At 74.1% G+C, this 16397-nt stretch carries 17 protein-coding genes; 11 read left to right on the plus strand and 6 right to left on the minus strand.

Annotated elements, in window-relative coordinates; translation table 11 throughout:
- The first annotated feature begins 159 nt into the window (after positions 1-159).
- Complete coding sequence (locus tag STBA_RS30955; protein WP_143659591.1) at positions 160-444, plus strand: hypothetical protein; 285 nt, start codon at positions 160-162, stop codon at positions 442-444.
- Positions 445-450: 6 nt separating this feature from the next.
- On the opposite strand, the gene STBA_RS30960 is transcribed toward STBA_RS30955, so the two are convergent.
- Positions 451-1068 (minus strand): TetR/AcrR family transcriptional regulator, encoded by a 618-nt coding sequence (locus STBA_RS30960; RefSeq protein WP_077062348.1) that lies wholly within the window; start codon positions 1066-1068, stop codon positions 451-453.
- Between the two features lie 84 nt (positions 1069-1152).
- On the opposite strand from STBA_RS30960, the gene STBA_RS30965 reads away from it, so the two are divergent.
- Together STBA_RS30965 and STBA_RS30970 are read left to right on the plus strand one after the other, a co-directional pair.
- Positions 1153-1839, plus strand: a complete 687-nt coding sequence (locus tag STBA_RS30965; protein ID WP_107485290.1) for a cysteine hydrolase — start codon at positions 1153-1155, stop codon at positions 1837-1839.
- A 28-nt stretch (positions 1840-1867) separates the two neighbouring features.
- Positions 1868-2572 carry a UdgX family uracil-DNA binding protein gene (locus STBA_RS30970; protein ID WP_077062349.1) on the plus strand — a complete coding sequence of 235 codons (705 nt, stop codon included), beginning with the start codon at positions 1868-1870 and terminating at the stop codon, positions 2570-2572.
- A 19-nt stretch (positions 2573-2591) separates the two neighbouring features.
- On the opposite strand, the gene STBA_RS30975 is transcribed toward STBA_RS30970, so the two are convergent.
- The 3 genes from STBA_RS30975 to STBA_RS30985 form a co-directional block, all read right to left on the minus strand.
- The gene (locus STBA_RS30975; RefSeq protein ID WP_077062350.1) at positions 2592-2888 is read right to left on the minus strand and encodes a hypothetical protein; all 297 of its coding nucleotides are present in this window, start codon (positions 2886-2888) and stop codon (positions 2592-2594) included.
- Positions 2889-2981: 93 nt separating this feature from the next.
- A complete protein-coding gene (locus tag STBA_RS30980) occupies positions 2982-4031 on the minus strand; it encodes a LacI family DNA-binding transcriptional regulator (protein WP_077062351.1) in 1050 nt (349 codons plus the stop codon).
- A 138-nt stretch (positions 4032-4169) separates the two neighbouring features.
- Positions 4170-5252, minus strand: a complete 1083-nt coding sequence (locus STBA_RS30985; RefSeq protein WP_079252248.1) for a glycosyl hydrolase — start codon at positions 5250-5252, stop codon at positions 4170-4172.
- Between the two features lie 357 nt (positions 5253-5609).
- Between STBA_RS30985 and STBA_RS30990 the strand changes: the two genes are divergently transcribed.
- Positions 5610-6521, plus strand: coding sequence for an arginase family protein (locus tag STBA_RS30990; protein ID WP_077062352.1), 912 nt, complete (start codon positions 5610-5612; stop codon positions 6519-6521).
- A gap of 1 nt (position 6522) precedes the next feature.
- Positions 6523-7986, plus strand: a complete 1464-nt coding sequence (locus tag STBA_RS30995; RefSeq protein ID WP_077062353.1) for a hypothetical protein — start codon at positions 6523-6525, stop codon at positions 7984-7986.
- On the opposite strand, the gene STBA_RS31000 is transcribed toward STBA_RS30995, so the two are convergent.
- The gene (locus STBA_RS31000) at positions 7953-9455 is read right to left on the minus strand and encodes a PucR family transcriptional regulator (protein ID WP_077062354.1); all 1503 of its coding nucleotides are present in this window, start codon (positions 9453-9455) and stop codon (positions 7953-7955) included. The two genes, STBA_RS30995 and STBA_RS31000, sit on opposite strands and share 34 nt — an antisense overlap.
- Positions 9456-9565: 110 nt before the next feature.
- Between STBA_RS31000 and STBA_RS31005 the strand changes: the two genes are divergently transcribed.
- The 6 genes from STBA_RS31005 to STBA_RS31030 all read left to right on the plus strand — a co-directional run bounded on the left by STBA_RS31005 (position 9566) and on the right by STBA_RS31030 (position 15031).
- Positions 9566-10069, plus strand: a complete 504-nt coding sequence (locus STBA_RS31005) for an Lrp/AsnC family transcriptional regulator (protein ID WP_077062355.1) — start codon at positions 9566-9568, stop codon at positions 10067-10069.
- 84 nt (positions 10070-10153) lie between these two features.
- Positions 10154-10966 carry a dimethylargininase gene (gene ddaH, locus STBA_RS31010; protein WP_077062356.1) on the plus strand — a complete coding sequence of 271 codons (813 nt, stop codon included), beginning with the start codon at positions 10154-10156 and terminating at the stop codon, positions 10964-10966.
- The gene (gene rocD / locus STBA_RS31015; protein ID WP_077062357.1) at positions 10963-12192 is read left to right on the plus strand and encodes an ornithine--oxo-acid transaminase; all 1230 of its coding nucleotides are present in this window, start codon (positions 10963-10965) and stop codon (positions 12190-12192) included. Before ddaH ends, rocD begins: the two co-directional genes overlap by 4 nt.
- Positions 12193-12378: 186 nt before the next feature.
- Entirely contained in the window at positions 12379-12963 is a 585-nt protein-coding gene (locus STBA_RS39115; RefSeq protein WP_077062358.1) for a hypothetical protein, read from the plus strand.
- Between the two features lie 17 nt (positions 12964-12980).
- Entirely contained in the window at positions 12981-14327 is a 1347-nt protein-coding gene (locus STBA_RS31025; protein WP_079252249.1) for a sensor domain-containing protein, read from the plus strand.
- A gap of 53 nt (positions 14328-14380) precedes the next feature.
- Complete coding sequence (locus STBA_RS31030) at positions 14381-15031, plus strand: response regulator transcription factor (protein ID WP_077062359.1); 651 nt, start codon at positions 14381-14383, stop codon at positions 15029-15031.
- 65 nt (positions 15032-15096) lie between these two features.
- Here STBA_RS31030 and STBA_RS31035 read toward each other — a convergent pair whose 3' ends face one another.
- Positions 15097-16392 (minus strand): aminotransferase class V-fold PLP-dependent enzyme, encoded by a 1296-nt coding sequence (locus tag STBA_RS31035; RefSeq protein ID WP_077062360.1) that lies wholly within the window; start codon positions 16390-16392, stop codon positions 15097-15099.
- Positions 16393-16397: the final 5 nt, after the last annotated feature.

The raw sequence follows: 16397 nt of genomic DNA on the forward strand, positions 1-16397 counted from the left end.
CCTCGAAGGATCGCGGACCGTCGGCATGGCTCGGGCCCACCGTAGGCACGGTCGGCCGCGGCTGTCCGGCGTCGGCCCGGTCGGCGTGCCATCACATTTTCTCCACATGAGACGCAAAGGCATGGTGTGGAGGGGCGTGGGGGCAGTAACGTCGTCGTCATGGCCGGGAGGGCGAGGGGGTGGAACGTGGCGGGGGATGGCGAGAAGCGCTCGTCGGGCGTGGTAACGGCGCTGGGCGCGGCATTCATTGGCGGGAGCGCGGCGGTGGTCGCGGCGTTCATCGGCGGGGCGTTCTCGGCCCCGGGCGACGAGGAGGGCGGCGGTCCCGCACCGGCGCCGTCCCAGCAGGCGGAGGTGACGGCGGAGCCGTCTCCCTCACCCACCCCGACGGCGTTATCCGGACAGGTGCCGTCCGACGGCTCCTACAGCGTGAGCTTCCACTAGCTTCCACTAGGCCGGGGTGCGGACGAACGTCCGGTGCAGCAGGAGGGCCAGCCCTTCGCCGAACGTCTCGGCCGTCCACCGGCGTTCGGTGAGCAGGGTCTCCACCATGTCGGAGGAGATCAGCGACATCAGCATGTCCCGTGCCGTCTCGGGAGTCCACGGCGGCGCGAGCCGCCGCTCCCGGGCCAGCCACTCGGCGAGCCGCGTGCAGTGGGCGAGTTGGGAAGCGGCGGCTCGCTCCATGTGCCGGGCGGCGTCGGGGTCCCGCCGTCCGACTCGCCTGATGGCCCGGTCGACGGCCAGGACCCGGGGGTGATAGCGCGCGAGGTGTGCGGCCCACTCCGCCATCGCGGCCTCCGCGTCCGGGGCGGCCCAGACCTGTTCCATCGAGGCGTGCAGCCCTTCCTCGTCCGCCACATGGTCGAACAGCGCGGCCATCAGCTCGGTGCGGGACGCGAAGTGGAGGTAGGCGCCGCGCCGGGAGATCCCGACGCGTTCGGCGACCTCGGCCATCGTCAGCGCTTCGAGCCCCTGCTCCTCCAGCAGGCTCCTCGCGGCCGTCAGCAGCGCCGCGCGGGTGCGTCGGCTCCTGGCGTTCCGCGGTGTGCGGATGGGGCGGCTCATGGCGCTCAGCCTTGCACACAACTGCGCATGCTGTGTACTTTCCAGGAAGTGCACATGCTGTGCAGTTCGGCGAGAGGGGCGGACATGATCATCGAGGCACGGCCGGGGCCGCTCACAGCGGACCCGCAGCGGATGGCGGTCGTGGTGGTCGACATGCAGAACGACTTCGGGGCCGAGGGCGGCGGAGTGCACGCCGGGGGAGGGGACATCTCGGTGGTGCGGGCCGCCGTCGCGCCCACCGCCGCGGCGCTGGACGCCGCCCGCCGGGCGGGCATCCGCGTCATCTACCTCAAGCACGGCTATGCGCCCGACCTGTCCGACATGGGCCCGCGGGACTCGAAGAACTGGCTGGTGCACGCCACCCACGTCGGACAGGAGACCGCCGCGCCCGACGGCAGCACCGGCCGCATCCTGGTGCGCGGCACCTGGAACACCCGGATTCTGGCCGAACTGACGCCCCGGGACGGCGACCTCGTCATCGGGAAGACCCGGTTCAGCGGCTTCCACGGCACCGGCTTGGACGCGACGCTGCGCGGGCTCGGCGTCGACACGCTGATCGTCACCGGCTGCACCACGAGCGTCTGCGTGGAGTCGACGGTCAGGGACGCGATGTTCCTCGACTACCGGCCGGTGGTGCTGGCCGACTGCACCGGCGAGCCGCAGGGGCGGGAGCACCACGAGTCCACGCTCGTCCTGGTCGAGCGGGTCTTCGGCTGGGTCGCCTACTCCGCCGCGTTCCGCCGCGCCGTGGACGCGCCGATGCCCGGATAGGACGCGCGGCGGCGGGTACTCGCCGCGCATGGCGCAGCGAACGAGCCGTGGAACGGAACGGCGGCCACCGCGCGAGCGGAGCGGGCCGGACGCCTACGACGCCGGGCCCTACCTCCCGGACGGCGAGGCGGGACTGCCCGCCCTGCGGCGGGCCGCCGCAGGCTGCGAGGGCTGCCCGCTGCACGCGGACGCCACGCGGACGGTCTTCGGGGCGGGTGCCCCGCGGGCCCGGGTGATGCTGGTGGGCGAGGAGCCGGGCGATCAGGAGGACCGGCGCGGGGAGCCGTTCGTCGGACCCGCCGGGCGGCTGCTGACGCGCGCGGTCGAGGAGGCCGGGCTCGACCCGGACCAGACCTACGTCACCAACGCCGTCAAGCACTTCAAGTTCGCGCGCGCAGGCTCCGGCAAGCGGCGCATCCACAAGCCGCCCAGCCTGCGGGAGTTGACGGCCTGCAAGCCGTGGCTGCGCGCGGAACTGCGCGAGGTCGGCCCCGAGGTCGTCGTGGCGCTCGGCGCCTCGGCGGGCAAGGCTTTGCGCGGTTCGTCCTTCCGCGTGACGAAGGAACGCGGCGTTCCGCTGCCGCTGGAACTTCCCGGCGGTGAAGGTGTGCTGGTGGCGACGATCCACCCGTCCGCGGTGCTGCGGGCCGGCGAGGACCGCGACGCGGTCTACGGAGGGCTGGTCGCCGACCTGCGCGTGGCGGCGGAGACGCTGGGCGCGGGCGGCCCCTGAACGGCCCCGGCCGCAGCGCTCAGTGCCCGTTCTCCGGCTCGATGCCGTCGGCCAGGGTGAAACGCATCGAGCAGATGTCCACTGCCGTCACGTGAACCGTGCGGCCCCACCGTTCGCCCAGCTCGCGGCCGACGGCAAGCAGCCGCGCCCGTTCGGCCGGCGTGTAAGCGGGGAACGTGGCCCACCCCTGGCGCGCGACCTGTTCGCCGATGTGGACGAGGAACGCGGCGCGGCACCGCCGTTCCTCCTCCTCCGTCAGCGGAACGGGGTCCTGCGGCCCGGGTACTTCGCGCACGCCATACAGATCGCGGACCACGAGAACTCCTCCGGTGAGGGCCGGCCGCCACCTCCGGCGGCCTTCCGGGCATCCTTTCAGGCGAACCGCGCCCCGGGACACGTACCGGAGCGTTCACGTCGAGGCGCGGACGACCAGGGAGGTCGGCAGCGGGGCGCGGCGCCGGGTGCTGCCGCGGGCGGCCATCTCCGCGAGCAGCAGTTCCGTGACCGCGCGGCCCACCGCGGCCAGCGGCCGGCGCACCGTGGTCAGCGGAGGCTCGGTGTGGCGGGCGACGATCAGGTCGCCGAAGCCGACGAGCGCGACATCGTCCGGCACCCGCAGCCCCTGGCGGCGCAACTCCGCCAGCGCGCCCGCCGCCATCACGTCCGTGGCGGCGAACACCGCGTCCAGGTCCGGGTGCCGCGCCAGCAGGGCGCGCGTGGCGAGCCGCCCGCCCGCCTCGGTGAAGTCGGCGGCGGCGACCAGCGAGTCGTCCGCCGAGCGCCCGGCGGCGCGCAGGGCCGCCCGCCAGCCGCCGAGACGGGCCGCGGCCACGTCCAGGTCCTGAGGGCCTGTGATCGTGCCGATCGCCGTGCGGCCCCGCGCGAGCAGGTGCCGCACCGCCTCGGCGGCACCGCCCGCGTCGTCGGCGTGCACGTGGGGCAGCGGTTCGCGGGCGGAGCGCCGCCCGGCCAGCGCGACGGGCAGGCCGAGGCGTTCGAGCAGGCCGGGCAGCGGATCGTTCCCGGCCACCGGGACCAGCACCACGCCGTCGACCCGCCGGGCCGTCAGGAGCTCGCGCAGCCGCTCCCGTTCGGCCCGGTCGCGCACCAGGAACACCAGCAGCTGGAGCGGTGTCCCGGCGAGGCCGTCGCTGACGCCGCGGACCAGCTCGGAGAAGTACGGCTCGCCGCCCGGCCGGTGCCCGGGCTCGGACACCACCAGGGCGATGGCGTCCGCCCGGCTGGTGACGAGGCTGCGGGCCACCGAGTTGGGCACGAAGTCCAGCTCGGCGATAGCCGCGAGGACCGCGGCCCTGGCCGCCTCGCTGACCCGCGGGGACCCGTTCAGCACGCGCGACACGGTGGTCCTGCCCACGCCCGCCCGCTCGGCCACCGTCAGAATCGTGGGCCGCCCGGCGGGGGCCGCGGCCCGCGGGGCGTGCTCGCCGTGCGGCGTCACCAGGAACGACCCTCCTCCCGCGCACCGGCCGCCCGTGCTCGCCGCGGCCCGTGGGAAGGGTTCCCGCCGCGGCGCCCGCCGATGCCGCCGGGCGGGCGCCGCCCGGGATGCTCTTGCGGATGTCAGCCGTCGAGGCCGTCAGCCGTCGAGGCCGAACTGGCCCTGGCTCAGGCTGCGCTCGTCCTCATACGTCGCACGGATGCGTTCCGGGGTGTTGAAAGCGGGGTCCCTCAGATGTTCGGACCACACCATGAAGTAGGTCCACTCCGGCTGCGCCGCCAGCTCGGCGGGGCCGGGGATACGGCCCACCTCGGCGAGCGCGAGCGGCTTGTCACCGGCGAGGCCGCGCAGCGCGTCGTAGTAGGCGGTGGGCGGGAAGTGGTTCATCCAGGCGTCGAGGCTGACGACGTCCACGTAGGCGTCGCCCGGGTAGTATTCGGCGACCTGCCCCGCGCCGCCCTGGACGTCCTTGACGTTCCACACCCAGATCAGGTTGTCCAGCGCCCGGGTGCCCGCCAGGTGGTCGTGCGTGATGCGGTAGAGCGCGCTGCTGCCGTCCGGGCCCGGCCTGCCGCCCCACCAGGCCCACGCCTCGTTCATCTCGTGCAGCGGGCGGAACAGTACCGGGACCCCGGCGTCCGCGAGCTGCCGCAGGTAGGGCACCGCCTCGTCGAGCCGGGCCAGCCACGCCCGGTTCAGCGCGGTGCCCTCGGTGATCAGCTCCTGCCACTGGGCGTCGGACAGGCGGTCCATGACGCCGGTTCCGGCGTCCCAGCCGCAGGACGAGCCGCGGGTCGGGGGGCAGACGTGCCAGGTGAGCGTCGTGAGCGAGCCGTTGGTCCACTCGGTCACGGCCTGGTCGGTCATCGTCTGCCGGTTCTCGACGTCGGCCTGCGCGAAGAGGAAGTCGCCGCCCCACAGGCCGGGGTAGCGGCCGGTGGTCTCGTGGACCTGCGCGGTGTACTGCGAGGGCCAGGAGTTGGGCTCCTTGTTGTGCTGGCCGGTGACGGTCGCGCTGCCGCCGATGCGGTCGAGGAAGGCCAGCACGTCCCCCGGGGTCGCGGGGGCGAACGCCGGGCGGGCCTGGGGCGCGGCGCCCGCCGCGGCGGGCGCGGCCGTCACCGGCACCGCCGCGAGCAGCGCGGTCACGGCCAGGGCGGTGCGCAGCCGCGGGGCGCGGCGCGCGGGGCGTGGGGGGAACGGGGGGCGAAGTCGTCGCATGAGCGACCCTCCAGTCGGACGACGGTGTCGGTGGGGGGCCTGCGCGCGGGCCGGTGCGAGGACCGTAAGGGTGCGCCATGTTCGCGTCAATGGTACGGACCTAAATTCGCTGAACCGGTTTAGTTGTCCGGTCGCGCCACCTCGTGGAAACGCGGAAGTAACCAGAAGCCAACGTGGGCCGACGGGCCGGTGAGCATGCGTCGGCACCGGCGTCACCCTGCGGTTTTCCCGGCCGGGCGCGCCCCGCTGGCCCACCGGGCCAGCCGCGCCCGTCCGCGTTCGACATCCGGGCGATAGGTGGACCGCCCCGCCGCCCGCACGATGTGCGCCAGCCCACTCGCCGTTCACAGGAGCCACATGTCCACCACCGGAACCGATCGCCGCTACACCCTGCTCGGGGCCCCGTTCGACGGCGCCGCCACGCTGGGCTGGCCGGGCAGCCGCTACGCCCCGGCGCGCATCCGGCAGGCGATGAGCTGGATACTCCAGCGCCGCGAGAACGGACAGATCTACTGCCTCGACCACGCGGCGCTGCACCCGTTCCCCGAGGACCTGCTGACCGACGGCGGCGACGTGCACACCGTGGCCCACGACCTGGAGGCCACCCTCGGCGCCGCAGCCGACGGCGTCCGCGACACGCTCGCCGGCGGACGGCTTCCGGTCCTCCTCGGCGGCGACGACTCCTTGCTCTTCCCGGCCGCCCGCGGTCTTGCCGAGTCGGGCGCGGGCAGCGTCGCGGTCATCCACCTCGACGCCCACCTCGACCTGCTCGACCGCAGCGAGCAGCAGGGCGCGCACAGCCACAGCTCCGGCATGCGCCGCGCCTCGGAACTGCCGGCCGTCGACGTCTCCGCCAGCGTGCAGCTGGCCTCGCGCCACTTCAACTTCCCCTCCTCGCTCGCCTACCGCGCCGACCGCGGGCTGCGCAACATCCCCGCCGCCGAGATCCACCGGCGCGGCGCCGACCCGGTCGCCGACGACGTGATCGCGCACGTCTCCGGCGCCGACCGGGTGCTGCTCGCGTTCGACATCGACTGCATCGATCCGGCGCACGCCCCGGGCGCGGGCGCGCACGAGCCCGGCGGGCTGACGTCGTTCCAGGCCATCTCGCTCGTCCAGCGGCTGGCGCCGCACGTGGATGCCATGGTGTTGACCGAGGTCAACCCGCTCACCGACCTGCACGACCAGACCGCCAACCTCGCCGCCTATCTCGTGGCCCACTTCGTGGTGCACGGTGGCGTGACCGGCTCGAATGCCGAGGAATCCTGATATGGCAGACAAACTCGTCATCCTGCTGTACCTGGCGGTCATGATCCTCGCCGGCTACTACGGCATGCGCCGCAGCCGCACCTCGGAGGACTTCGCGATCGCGGGGCGCCGGCTCGGGCCGTTCATGTACACCTCGGCCATGAGCACGGTCGTCCTCGGTGCCGCCTCGACGGTCGGCGGGGTCAGCCTCGGCTGGCAGTACGGCGTCTCCGGCATGGCGCTGGTGCTCGCCCTGGCCCTCGGCATCGCCGCGATCGGCTTCTTCTTCGCGGGCAAGCTGTTCCGCAGCGGCGTCTACACCGTGCCGGACGCGCTCGGCCGTCGCTTCGGCGGCTCCTCCCGCGTCATGAGCTCCGCCATCGTCGTCTTCTACACCCTGATGGTCGGCGTCGGCCAGATCATCGGCATCGGCAGCGTCCTGACCGTGGTCTTCGACGTCACGCCGACCACGGCCGCGTTCATCGGCTGGGCGACGATCATGATTTACAGCGTCGCCGGCGGCATGTGGTCGATCACGCTCACGGACGTCGTGCAGTTCCTCGTCAAGACCGTGGGCATCTTCTGCCTCCTGCTGCCCCTGGCCGTCCACGAGGCGGGCGGCTTCGGCACAATGCGCGAGGAGCTGCCGGACGACTTCTTCTCGCCCACCGGCATCGGAATCGGCACCATCGGCGCCTACTTCCTGCTGTTCTTCTTCGGGTTCATGATCGATCAGGGGAACTGGCAGCGCCTGCTGACCGCGCGCTCCGAGCGCGTGGCCCGCTGGGGCGCCGTGGCCTCCGGCGGCTACTGCGCGCTGTACGGGCTCGCCGGGGCCCTCATCGGCGCGGCCAGCCGCGCCCTGCTGCCCAACCTCGACAACCCGGACGACGCCTACGCCTCCGTCGCCTCGCTCGTGCTGCCCGTCGGCCTGTTCGGCCTCGTCATCGCCGCCGCGCTCGCCGCCTCGATGTCCACGGCCAGCGGCCTGCTGATCGGCGCCTCCACCGTGCTGACCAACGACGTGCTGCGCCCGCTGGGCGGTGCCCGCCTGGCGAGCGTACGGGCCAACAGGATCGCCCTGTTCGCCGTCGGTCTCGTCGCCCTGGCGTTCTCCTTCGCGCTGGACTCCGTCGTCGGCGCGGTCACCGTCGCCGCCGACGTGCTGGCGGCGGCCCTGCTGGTGCCCGTGGTGGGCGCGATGTTCTGGAAGCGGTCCACGACCGCGGGCGCCATCGCCGGGGTCCTGGCCGGGACAGCGGCCTGCGTGCTGTTCATGATGGTGTCCGGCCTGTACGCGAACGAGCCGGTGGCCTACGGCATGCTCGCCTGCCTGGTCGCCTTCGTCGGCGTCAGCCTCGCCACCCGCCCCGACCCGGGGACGGGAGACCTCGACTTCGAGGACCTGCCCGAACTGCCCGCCGCCGGGGAGCCGGCCCCGGCGCCGGCCGCTCAGGGAGCGGCGGCGTCCCCGCGCAGCGCGTGAGCCTGGAGCGCGAGGGCCAGCTCAAGGCGGACGTAGGAGGAGTCCAGGTCCGCGTCCAGCACGTCGCCCACCACGCCGAGCCGGAAGTGCAGCGTGTGCCGGTGCACGCCCAGCTCGGCGGAGGCCCTGGCCACCGAACCGTTGTTGTCGAGGAACGCGCGGACCGTCGCGACCAGCGGGATGCCGCGCTCGGTCTCGGCGCGCCGCAGTGGGTCGATGAGCCGCCGCACCAGGGCGTCCGGCACGGAACGTTCGGCCGAGGCGAGCAGCAGCTCGATCACCCCCAGATCGCCCACCGAGGTGACCTGGCGGCCCTCGCGCAGCCCGATGACCAGGGCCTGCCGGGCCTGGCGCAGGCCCTCGGCCAGCTCGCCCGCGCCGACCCGGCCGCTGGCGCCCACGCCGGCGGTGCGGTCCTCCAGCAGGGCGAGCACCCGTTCGGGCTCTGAGGTCAGGAGCACGGTCTCGCCGTCGGTGCCCGCGGCGGCGAGCACGGGCAGGTCCTGGTCGGCGAGCACGTCGTGCGCGTCGCCCGGCCAGCGGGCGGCGCGGGCCACCAGCACGGTGACCGCCGCGGGGTCCAGGCCCCAGGCCGACAGCAGCCGCCGCGCCGCGGCCGGGTCCGCGCCCTCGCGCAGGGCCTGGCGCACCGCGTCCGTACTGGACCGCCTGGCCTGGGCCGTGGCGGCGCGGCGCTGCTCGAACTCGTACGTCACGAGCGAGGCCGCCGCGGCGACGACGCTGTGCTCGGGTCCTGTGAACGCGGTGTGCCGCCAGATCAGCAGTATCCCGCGGGCCGCCCCCGCGCCCAGTGCGTGCCCCACCAGGTGGCCGCGCGCATCGACGAACGAGAGCGACTGCCCCTCCCGGCCGCGCAGGCCGCCCGCCTCCGCGGCGGCCCCGGCCGCCTCGGCCGCCGCGGTCTCCGGGGCGGCGTGCAGGACCGCGCCCGAGGCGTCGACCACGGCCGCCCAGCCGCCGTACTCCCGGGCCAGCACGCGGACCGCGCCGGGCGCCGCGCCATGCGCGAGGGCCGCCTCGGTCAGGCGCCGGTGCACCAGCAGGGCACGTTCCAGCGCGGCCCGTTCCTCGCCCGCGACGCGGCTGGCCACCGCCTGGGAGATCGCCACGAACGGCGTCGCGTAGGGCACCACGAGCACCGGCAGCCCGGTCTCCTCGCCGACCGCCGCCACCTCGGGCGGCACGGTCCGGTACACCAGGTCGACGGCGATGCCGATGCCGGCCGCGCCGGTGGCCGCCAGCCGCCTGGCCATCGCCGCGACCGAGGCGGGGTCCTCGTGGCCGACGCCGGTGGTCAGCACGAGCGAGCCCGCCTCGAGCCAGGGGGTCGGATCGGGCACCTCACTGGCGTGCACCCAGGTGATCGGCCGGTCGAGCCCGGCCTCGCCCGCGACCACGGTCAGCCGGAACTCGCGGCGCGCCACCAGCTCCCGCACGCTCAGCGGCATGCCGGGGCCGCCGCCCGTCGCACGGGCGCCGCACCGGCGCCGACCGGGGTATTCACCATGACAGGCAGACTATCCGTACCGCCCACCGGCCGAACAAAGGGCTATCAACCATGACAAGTCACCCCGCGTCGCTGGACGATCTGGACCGCAAGATCGTCGCCGCCCTCGTGGCCAACGCCCGCACCAGCTTCGCCGAGATCGGGGCGGCCATCGGGCTGTCCGCCCCGGCCGTGAAACGGCGGGTGGACCGCATGCGGGACGCGGAGGTGATCACCGGCTTCACCACGATGGTCTCGCCGACGGCACTCGGCTGGCGGACCGAGGCGTACGTGGAGGTCTACTGCCACAGCGCGACGCCCCCGCGGCGGCTGGCGGAGGTGGTCCGCGACTATCCCGAGATCACCGCCGCGATGACGGTGACCGGCGGCGCCGACGCCCTGCTGCACATCAGGGCCGAGGACATCGGGCACTTCGAGGAGGTGCTCGAACGCATCCGGGCGGAGCCGTTCATCGACAAGACGATCAGCTACATCGTGCTCTCCCACCTGCTGTCCGGCAGCCCGGAGGCCGGCGCGAGCCCGGCCACCCCCGCCGACGAAACGAACCGCCGCTGAGCGGCCCAAGGACGCAACACTGCTGCGCGTATACGCAATCGTGGTTTCTTGTCGCCCGCCTGCGGCGTTCCTACCGTGGAAGACATGCCAGTCACGCGCGTTCGGCGCCCCAGGCGCTACCTGACCTGCGAACCCCGGTTCTTCGACGTGCGGTATGCCATCAATCCCTGGATGCGCGAGGACGCGCCCGTGGACACCGCCCTGGCCCTCACCCAGTGGCACGGCCTCCTGCGGGCCTACCGCGACCACGGCCACACCGTGGAGACGGTCGCGCCGGTGCCGGGACTGCCCGACATGGTCTTCGCGGCAAACGCGGCGCTCGTCCTGGACGGCCGCGTCCTCGGCTCCCGGTTCCACGCCGCGCAGCGGCAGCCGGAGAGCGCGGCCTACGAGCTGTGGTTCAAGAACGCCGGCTTCGACGTCCACGAGCCCCAGGCCGTCTGCGAGGGCGAGGGCGACCTCGTGCCCGTCGGCGGCCTGATCCTGGCCGGCACCGGCTTCCGCACGGCCATCGCCGCGCACGCGGAGGCGCAGGAGCTGTTCGGCGTGCCGACGGTCGGCCTGCGCCTGACCGACCCGCTGTTCTACCACCTGGACACGGCGCTGTTCGCGCTGGACGAGGAGAACGTCGCGTACTACCCGGAGGCGTTCTCCCCGGGCAGCCGCGCGGTGCTCCGGCGGCTGTTCCCCGACGCCGTCATCGCCACCGGGGCCGACGCCATGGCCTTCGGCCTCAACTCCGTCTCCGACGGCCGTCACGTGTTCATCGCCCCCGAGGCGTCCGGCCTGATCGCCGAGCTGGACCGCCGCGGATACGTTCCCGTCCCCGTCGAGCTTTCCGAGCTGCGCAAGGCCGGCGGAGGCATCAAGTGCTGCACCCAGGAGATCAGGTCATGACCGCACCGACCGCCCACGCCGCCACCCGCTCCTCGGCCGAGCTGATCCGCGCCGAGGACACCGCCCTCGCGCACAACTACCACCCGCTGCCGGTGGTCGTCGCCCGCGCCGAAGGAGTGTGGGTCAGCGACGTGGAGGGGCGGCGCTACCTGGACATGCTCGCCGGGTACTCCGCGCTGAACTTCGGCCACCGCCACCCGGCGCTGATCGAGGCGGCGCACCGCCAGCTCGACCAGCTCACCCTTACCTCCAGGGCCTTCCACAACGACCGGCTCGCCGGCTTCGCCGAAGGGCTCGCGGAGCTGACCGGCCTGGACATGACGCTGCCCATGAACACCGGCGCCGAGGCCGTGGAGAGCGCGGTCAAGGTCGCCCGCAAGTGGGCGTACGAGGTCAAGGGTGTGGCCCGGGACCGGGCGACGATCGTGGTGGCCGCGGACAATTTCCACGGCCGCACCACGACCATCGTCGGCTTCTCCACCGACGAGGTCGCCCGGGAGGGCTTCGGCCCGTTCGCCCCCGGCTTCCGCGTCGTTCCCTACAACGACCTGCCGGCCCTGGAGGCGGCGGTGGACGAGACCACCGCGGCCGTGCTGATCGAGCCCATCCAGGGCGAGGCGGGCGTCGTCATCCCGGACGACGGCTACCTCGCGGGGGTGCGGGACCTGACACGCCGCGCGAACGCGCTGTTCATCGCCGACGAGATCCAGTCGGGCCTGGGCCGCACCGGTACCACCCTGGCCGTCGAGCACGAGCGCGTGCTGCCGGACGTGCTGCTGCTCGGCAAGGCCCTGGGCGGCGGGATCGTGCCGGTCTCGGCCGTGGTGGCCCGCCGTGAGGTGCTCGGCGTGCTGGGCCCAGGGCAGCACGGCTCCACGTTCGGCGGCAACCCGCTGGCCGCGGCCGTCGGCTCCGCCGTGCTCGATCTGCTGCGCACCGGCGAATACCAGCGGCGGGCCGCGGAGCTCGGCGAGGTGCTCGACGCCGGCCTTGCCGCCCTGGCGGGCCGCGGGGTCGTCGGCCACCGCAGCCGCGGCCTGTGGGCCGGTGTCGACATCGACCCGGCGATCGGCACCGGACGGGAGATCAGCGAACGGCTGATGGCCGAGGGGGTGCTGGTGAAGGACACCCACGGCTCGACGATCCGCCTCGCCCCGCCGCTGACGATCACCCGGGAGGAGCTGACCTGGGCACTGGCCCGCCTGGCGGCGGTCCTCTCCGCCTGACCGCGGCGGGCGGTGCGGCTGCGCGAAGCGGATGCAGCCGTTCGAGTGCGGTTCCGGCGGGCCGGGTCGGCCGGTGTGCTGCCCGATCACCAGCTTTGGCAATAGGGCTGGGTGGGGGAAACCGAACCCCGGATCTCCGTGGTCGCACGATGGATCTCCGCGCCCGCGCCGCGTCAGGCTGGACGCATGACCGAGAGCCGCACCGCCACCGCCCGCACGCTGACCGTCCTGCGCCGGCCGTTCCTCGCCGAGACCTGGAAGCGCGTCGCCTACCTGCTGCTCGCCCTGCCCGTGGGCGCGCTCTGCGTGCCGTTGGCCCTGGCCGGGGGGCCGGCCGGCCGGGTGCAACGGGGCCTGGCCCGAGTGCTGCTCGGCGTCGAGGTCGCCGCGCCCGAGCGCGCCGGGCGGGTGCGAGGGCTGGCGCACGCGGTGCTGTCGCTGCCGCTGAACCTGGTCGCCGCGCTGGTCACCGTCTACGGCTGGTGGTTGGTGCCGATGAACCTGGGCTATCCGCTGCGGCCGGACGCCCGCCCGGAGACGGACTGGGGCGGGCCGACGCTCGCCGGTGCCTGGCTGACGCATGCCATTCCCGGTGGGGTGACGTTCCTGCTGGTGATGCCCTGGATAGGCCGGGGGCTGACCACCTCCCAGAGCCGGCTCCTCACCGCGCTGCTGGGTACGGACCATGCCCCGGGCCGAACCCTCGTCAGGGCGTTGCTGACCGTCGCGATCGGCGGCGCACTGGCGTGGCCCGTCGTGAACCAACTGTGAGGCGGATCCAGCGGCGAGTGCACCAGCGCCGGACCGGGGACTGGCTTCGCCCGGGCCGCCCGCGCCTGGCCTCGCCCTTCACCCCACGGGCACTCGCCGCCCTGCTGTGTGCCGTGTGCGCGCTGCCCCTCGCGCTCCTGGTGCTGGTGCTGGTGCTCGCCGGACTTCTCGTTGCGGGGGTGCTGTCCTGGACGACGTTCGGCCTGTGGCTGATGGCGCTCACCGTCCGTGGCGCGCTCGCCCTGGGCGACGTCCAGCGGGCCCTGACCGGGGCACTCCTCGGTCAACGGATCGACCGTCCGGCCGACATCCCGGTGGGGAACGAGCCCTCGCGGCGGGGTGCCCTGGGGTGGCGGAGGGCGCGGCTGACCCAGCGCAATGGCTGGCGTGCCGTGGGTTATGCGCTCACCGCGCCGTTCGCCGCGCTGCTGCCGGCGTGTGCGGCGCTGGTCGGATACGTGTACGGGCTCCTGCTGTTCGCCCACCCGGTGGTCCGGCACTGGAACAACCACACGGTCCGCCGCTCCGACGGGAGCATCGACCACGTCGCGATCGAGGTGGCGGGGGTGCAACTCGACACCTGGCCCCGCTGGCTGGTGCCCATGGCGGTAGGTGCCCTGCTGCTGCTGGCGGCGCCATGGCTGTTGCGGGTCGCCACCACTCCACACGTGCTGCTGCAACACGCGCTCCTCGGCCCCGGCGTCACCGACGACCGGGACCGCCGCATCAGGACGCTGGAGGAGACCCGTGCCCAGGCGGTCGACGACGCCGCTGCCACCCTGCGCCGTATCGAACGCGACCTGCACGACGGCACGCAGGCCCGGCTGGTGGGACTAGGGGTGCACCTCGCCACGATCCGGGAGCTGATCGAGGCCGGCGCGGACCCGAAACAGGTCCTGGCCGTGATCGAGACGGCCCGGACCAACGCCTCGGCGGCCGTGTCCGATCTACGGGGCCTGGTCAGAGGCATCCACCCACCGGTACTCGACCAGGGCCTGGACACCGCGCTCGCCACGCTCGTCACCGACGGGCCCCTGCCCACCGAGCTGACGACCGCCCTGCCGTTCCGGCCGGCCCCCGCCGTCGAGTCCATCGCCTACTTCTGCGCCGCCGAATTGCTCGCCAATGCGGCCAAGCACAGCCGCGCCACCCGCGTCCGGGTGGACGTCCGGGTGCGGGGCGGCACCCTGGTGCTGACCGTGTGGGACGACGGGGCCGGCGGGGCGACGCCCGGAGCGGGCAGCGGGCTCACCGGACTGCTGGCCCGGGTCCGTACGGTGGACGGCACACTCGCCTGTACCAGCCCGCCCGGTGGGCCGACCACCGTCACCGTCGAACTGCCCGCCCGTCGGCGCGCGGGCTGAGCGGGCCGGGGCCAGGCAGGCCGGAAGACAACCGCATCAGCGAACGGAAGCACATGCGCATCGTGATCGCCGAGGACTCCGCCATCCTGAGGGAGGGCCTCGTCCAACTCCTTGGCCTGCGGGGCATCGAAGTCGCAGCCGCCGTCGGGGACGCGGAGGCGCTGCTCGCCGCCGTCGCGGAACACCGGCCGGATGCCGCCGTCGTCGACATCCGGCTGCCGCCCGGCCACTCGGACGAGGGACTGCGGGCGGCCGTCGCCATCCGCAGGGACCACCCGGGCACCGGGACGCTGATCTTCTCCCAGTACATCGAGACCAGGTACGCCGCCGAACTGATCGGCGACGGCGCGGCGGGGGTCGGCTACCTGCTGAAGGAGCGGGTGATGGACATCGCCGAGTTCACCGACTCCCTGCGCCGGGTGGCGGCAGGCGGCACCGCCCTCGACCCCGACGTCGTGGGCCGTCTCTTCGGCGCGGCCCGGGGGGCCAACGCGCTCGACGCGCTGACGCCACGCGAGCGCGAGGTGCTGGCGATGATGGCGGAGGGGAGGACGAACCAGTCCATTGCCGCGTCGTTCGTCGTCTCGGAACGCGCGGTCGAGAAGCACGTCGCCCACATCTTCCTCAAGCTGGGGCTGCCCCCCACCGAGCCGGGCCACCGTCGGGTCCTCGCGGTGCTGCGCTTTCTCGAACACACGTCGTGACACGACCCGTTACGACGTGAGCGGGTCCGTGGCCGTTCCCGGCCGGGGCCGCGCCGCCCGCGTCCTCAGCCCGCCAGCTCCCGCACCGCGCGGACCAGGCGGTGCACGTGCTCGGCCGGGGTGCCGGCGCCGAAGCTGGCCCGGATCGCCTGCACGGGCCCTTCGCAGTCGCCGTCCGTATCCGCCTCGCCCAGCAGCCGGCGCACCAGCGGCTGCGCGCAGAACAGTCCCGAGCGCACCCCGATCCCGTAGCGCTCCGACAGCTCCCGCGCGAACTCCGCGCTGTCCCGGCCCGCCACCGTGAACGACACCACCGCGATCCGCGGCGCGTCCGGGCCGAACAGCGACAGCTCCCGGACCGCGGGCACCGCCGCGAGACCGTCCCGCAGCACCCCGAGCAGCCGCTCCTCGTGCTCGGTCAGCGCCCCGTACCCGGCCGCCGACAGTGCCCGGCACGCGGCGGCGATGGCGTAGGCCCCGATCACGTTCGGCGAGCCCGCCTCGTGCCTGGCCTCGCCCGCCGACCACTCCGCCGCCAGCCGGCCGTCCGCGCCGCGCGTCACCACGCGCGTCGCGCCGCCGCCCGCCAGGTACGGCTCGGCCGTGTCCAGCCAGTCCGCGCGGCCGGCCAGCACGCCCGAGCCGAACGGGGCGTACAGCTTGTGGCCCGAGAACGCCACCCAGTCGACGTCCAGGTCCGACACGTCCACCGCCCGGTGCGGCACCAGCTGCGCCGCGTCGAGCACGATGCGGGCGCCGTTCCGGTGCGCGGCCGCGGCCAGTTCGCGCACCGGCCACAGTTCACCGGTGACGTTGGAGGCCCCGGTGACGCACAGCAGCTTCGGCGCGCCCGCGGGCGCCTTCGCGAGGGCCGACTCCGCGGCGCGTACGGCCGCCGCGTGGGAACGGGGCGCGGGCAGGTGCGTGACGTGGTGGCGGCGCCACGGCAGCAGCGCCGCGTGGTGCTCGGTCTCGAAGACGAAGACGTGCGTGCCCGCGGGCAGCGCGGTGGCCAGCAGGTTCAGCGAGTCGGTGGTGGACCGGGTGAACACCACCCGGTCGTCCGGGCGGCAGCCGAGGAACGAGGCCACCGTCTCCCGGCTGCGTTCGAACAACTCCGTGGCGCGCTGCGAAAGGTACCCGGCGCCGCGGTGCACGCTGCCGTACAGCGGCGCGAACTCCGCGACGTCCGCCCACACCGAGCGCAGGGCGGGGGCGCTGGCCGCGTAGTCGAGGGCCGCGTACTCCACTTCGCCGCCGGCGGCGAGCGGCACGCGCACCCCGTCGCTCAGCACGGACAGCGCGGGGCCGGTGGGGGCGTGTGTGTTTCCGGGCAGCGTGCCGCAGGACAGAGTGGTCATGGCGA

The sequence above is a fragment of the Streptomyces sp. MP131-18 genome (assembly GCF_001984575.1).
In the GTDB taxonomy this organism is placed as follows: Bacteria; Actinomycetota; Actinomycetes; order Streptomycetales; family Streptomycetaceae; genus Streptomyces; species Streptomyces johnsoniae.

Coding starts and splice junctions, on each gene's coding strand:
- ddaH (WP_077062356.1), top strand. CDS start 10,154: ATGCCAGTCACGCGCGTTCGGCGCCCCAGGCGCTACCTGACCTGCGAA.
- rocD (WP_077062357.1), top strand. CDS start 10,963: ATGACCGCACCGACCGCCCACGCCGCCACCCGCTCCTCGGCCGAGCTG.
- STBA_RS31035 (WP_077062360.1), bottom strand. CDS start 16,392: ATGACCACTCTGTCCTGCGGCACGCTGCCCGGAAACACACACGCCCCC.
- STBA_RS30965 (WP_107485290.1), top strand. CDS start 1,153: ATGATCATCGAGGCACGGCCGGGGCCGCTCACAGCGGACCCGCAGCGG.
- STBA_RS30995 (WP_077062353.1), top strand. CDS start 6,523: ATGGCAGACAAACTCGTCATCCTGCTGTACCTGGCGGTCATGATCCTC.
- STBA_RS30985 (WP_079252248.1), bottom strand. CDS start 5,252: ATGCGACGACTTCGCCCCCCGTTCCCCCCACGCCCCGCGCGCCGCGCC.
- STBA_RS31000 (WP_077062354.1), bottom strand. CDS start 9,455: ATGCCGCTGAGCGTGCGGGAGCTGGTGGCGCGCCGCGAGTTCCGGCTG.
- STBA_RS31005 (WP_077062355.1), top strand. CDS start 9,566: ATGACAAGTCACCCCGCGTCGCTGGACGATCTGGACCGCAAGATCGTC.
- STBA_RS39115 (WP_077062358.1), top strand. CDS start 12,379: ATGACCGAGAGCCGCACCGCCACCGCCCGCACGCTGACCGTCCTGCGC.
- STBA_RS30970 (WP_077062349.1), top strand. CDS start 1,868: ATGGCGCAGCGAACGAGCCGTGGAACGGAACGGCGGCCACCGCGCGAG.
- STBA_RS31030 (WP_077062359.1), top strand. CDS start 14,381: ATGCGCATCGTGATCGCCGAGGACTCCGCCATCCTGAGGGAGGGCCTC.
- STBA_RS30990 (WP_077062352.1), top strand. CDS start 5,610: ATGTCCACCACCGGAACCGATCGCCGCTACACCCTGCTCGGGGCCCCG.
- STBA_RS30955 (WP_143659591.1), top strand. CDS start 160: ATGGCCGGGAGGGCGAGGGGGTGGAACGTGGCGGGGGATGGCGAGAAG.
- STBA_RS30960 (WP_077062348.1), bottom strand. CDS start 1,068: ATGAGCCGCCCCATCCGCACACCGCGGAACGCCAGGAGCCGACGCACC.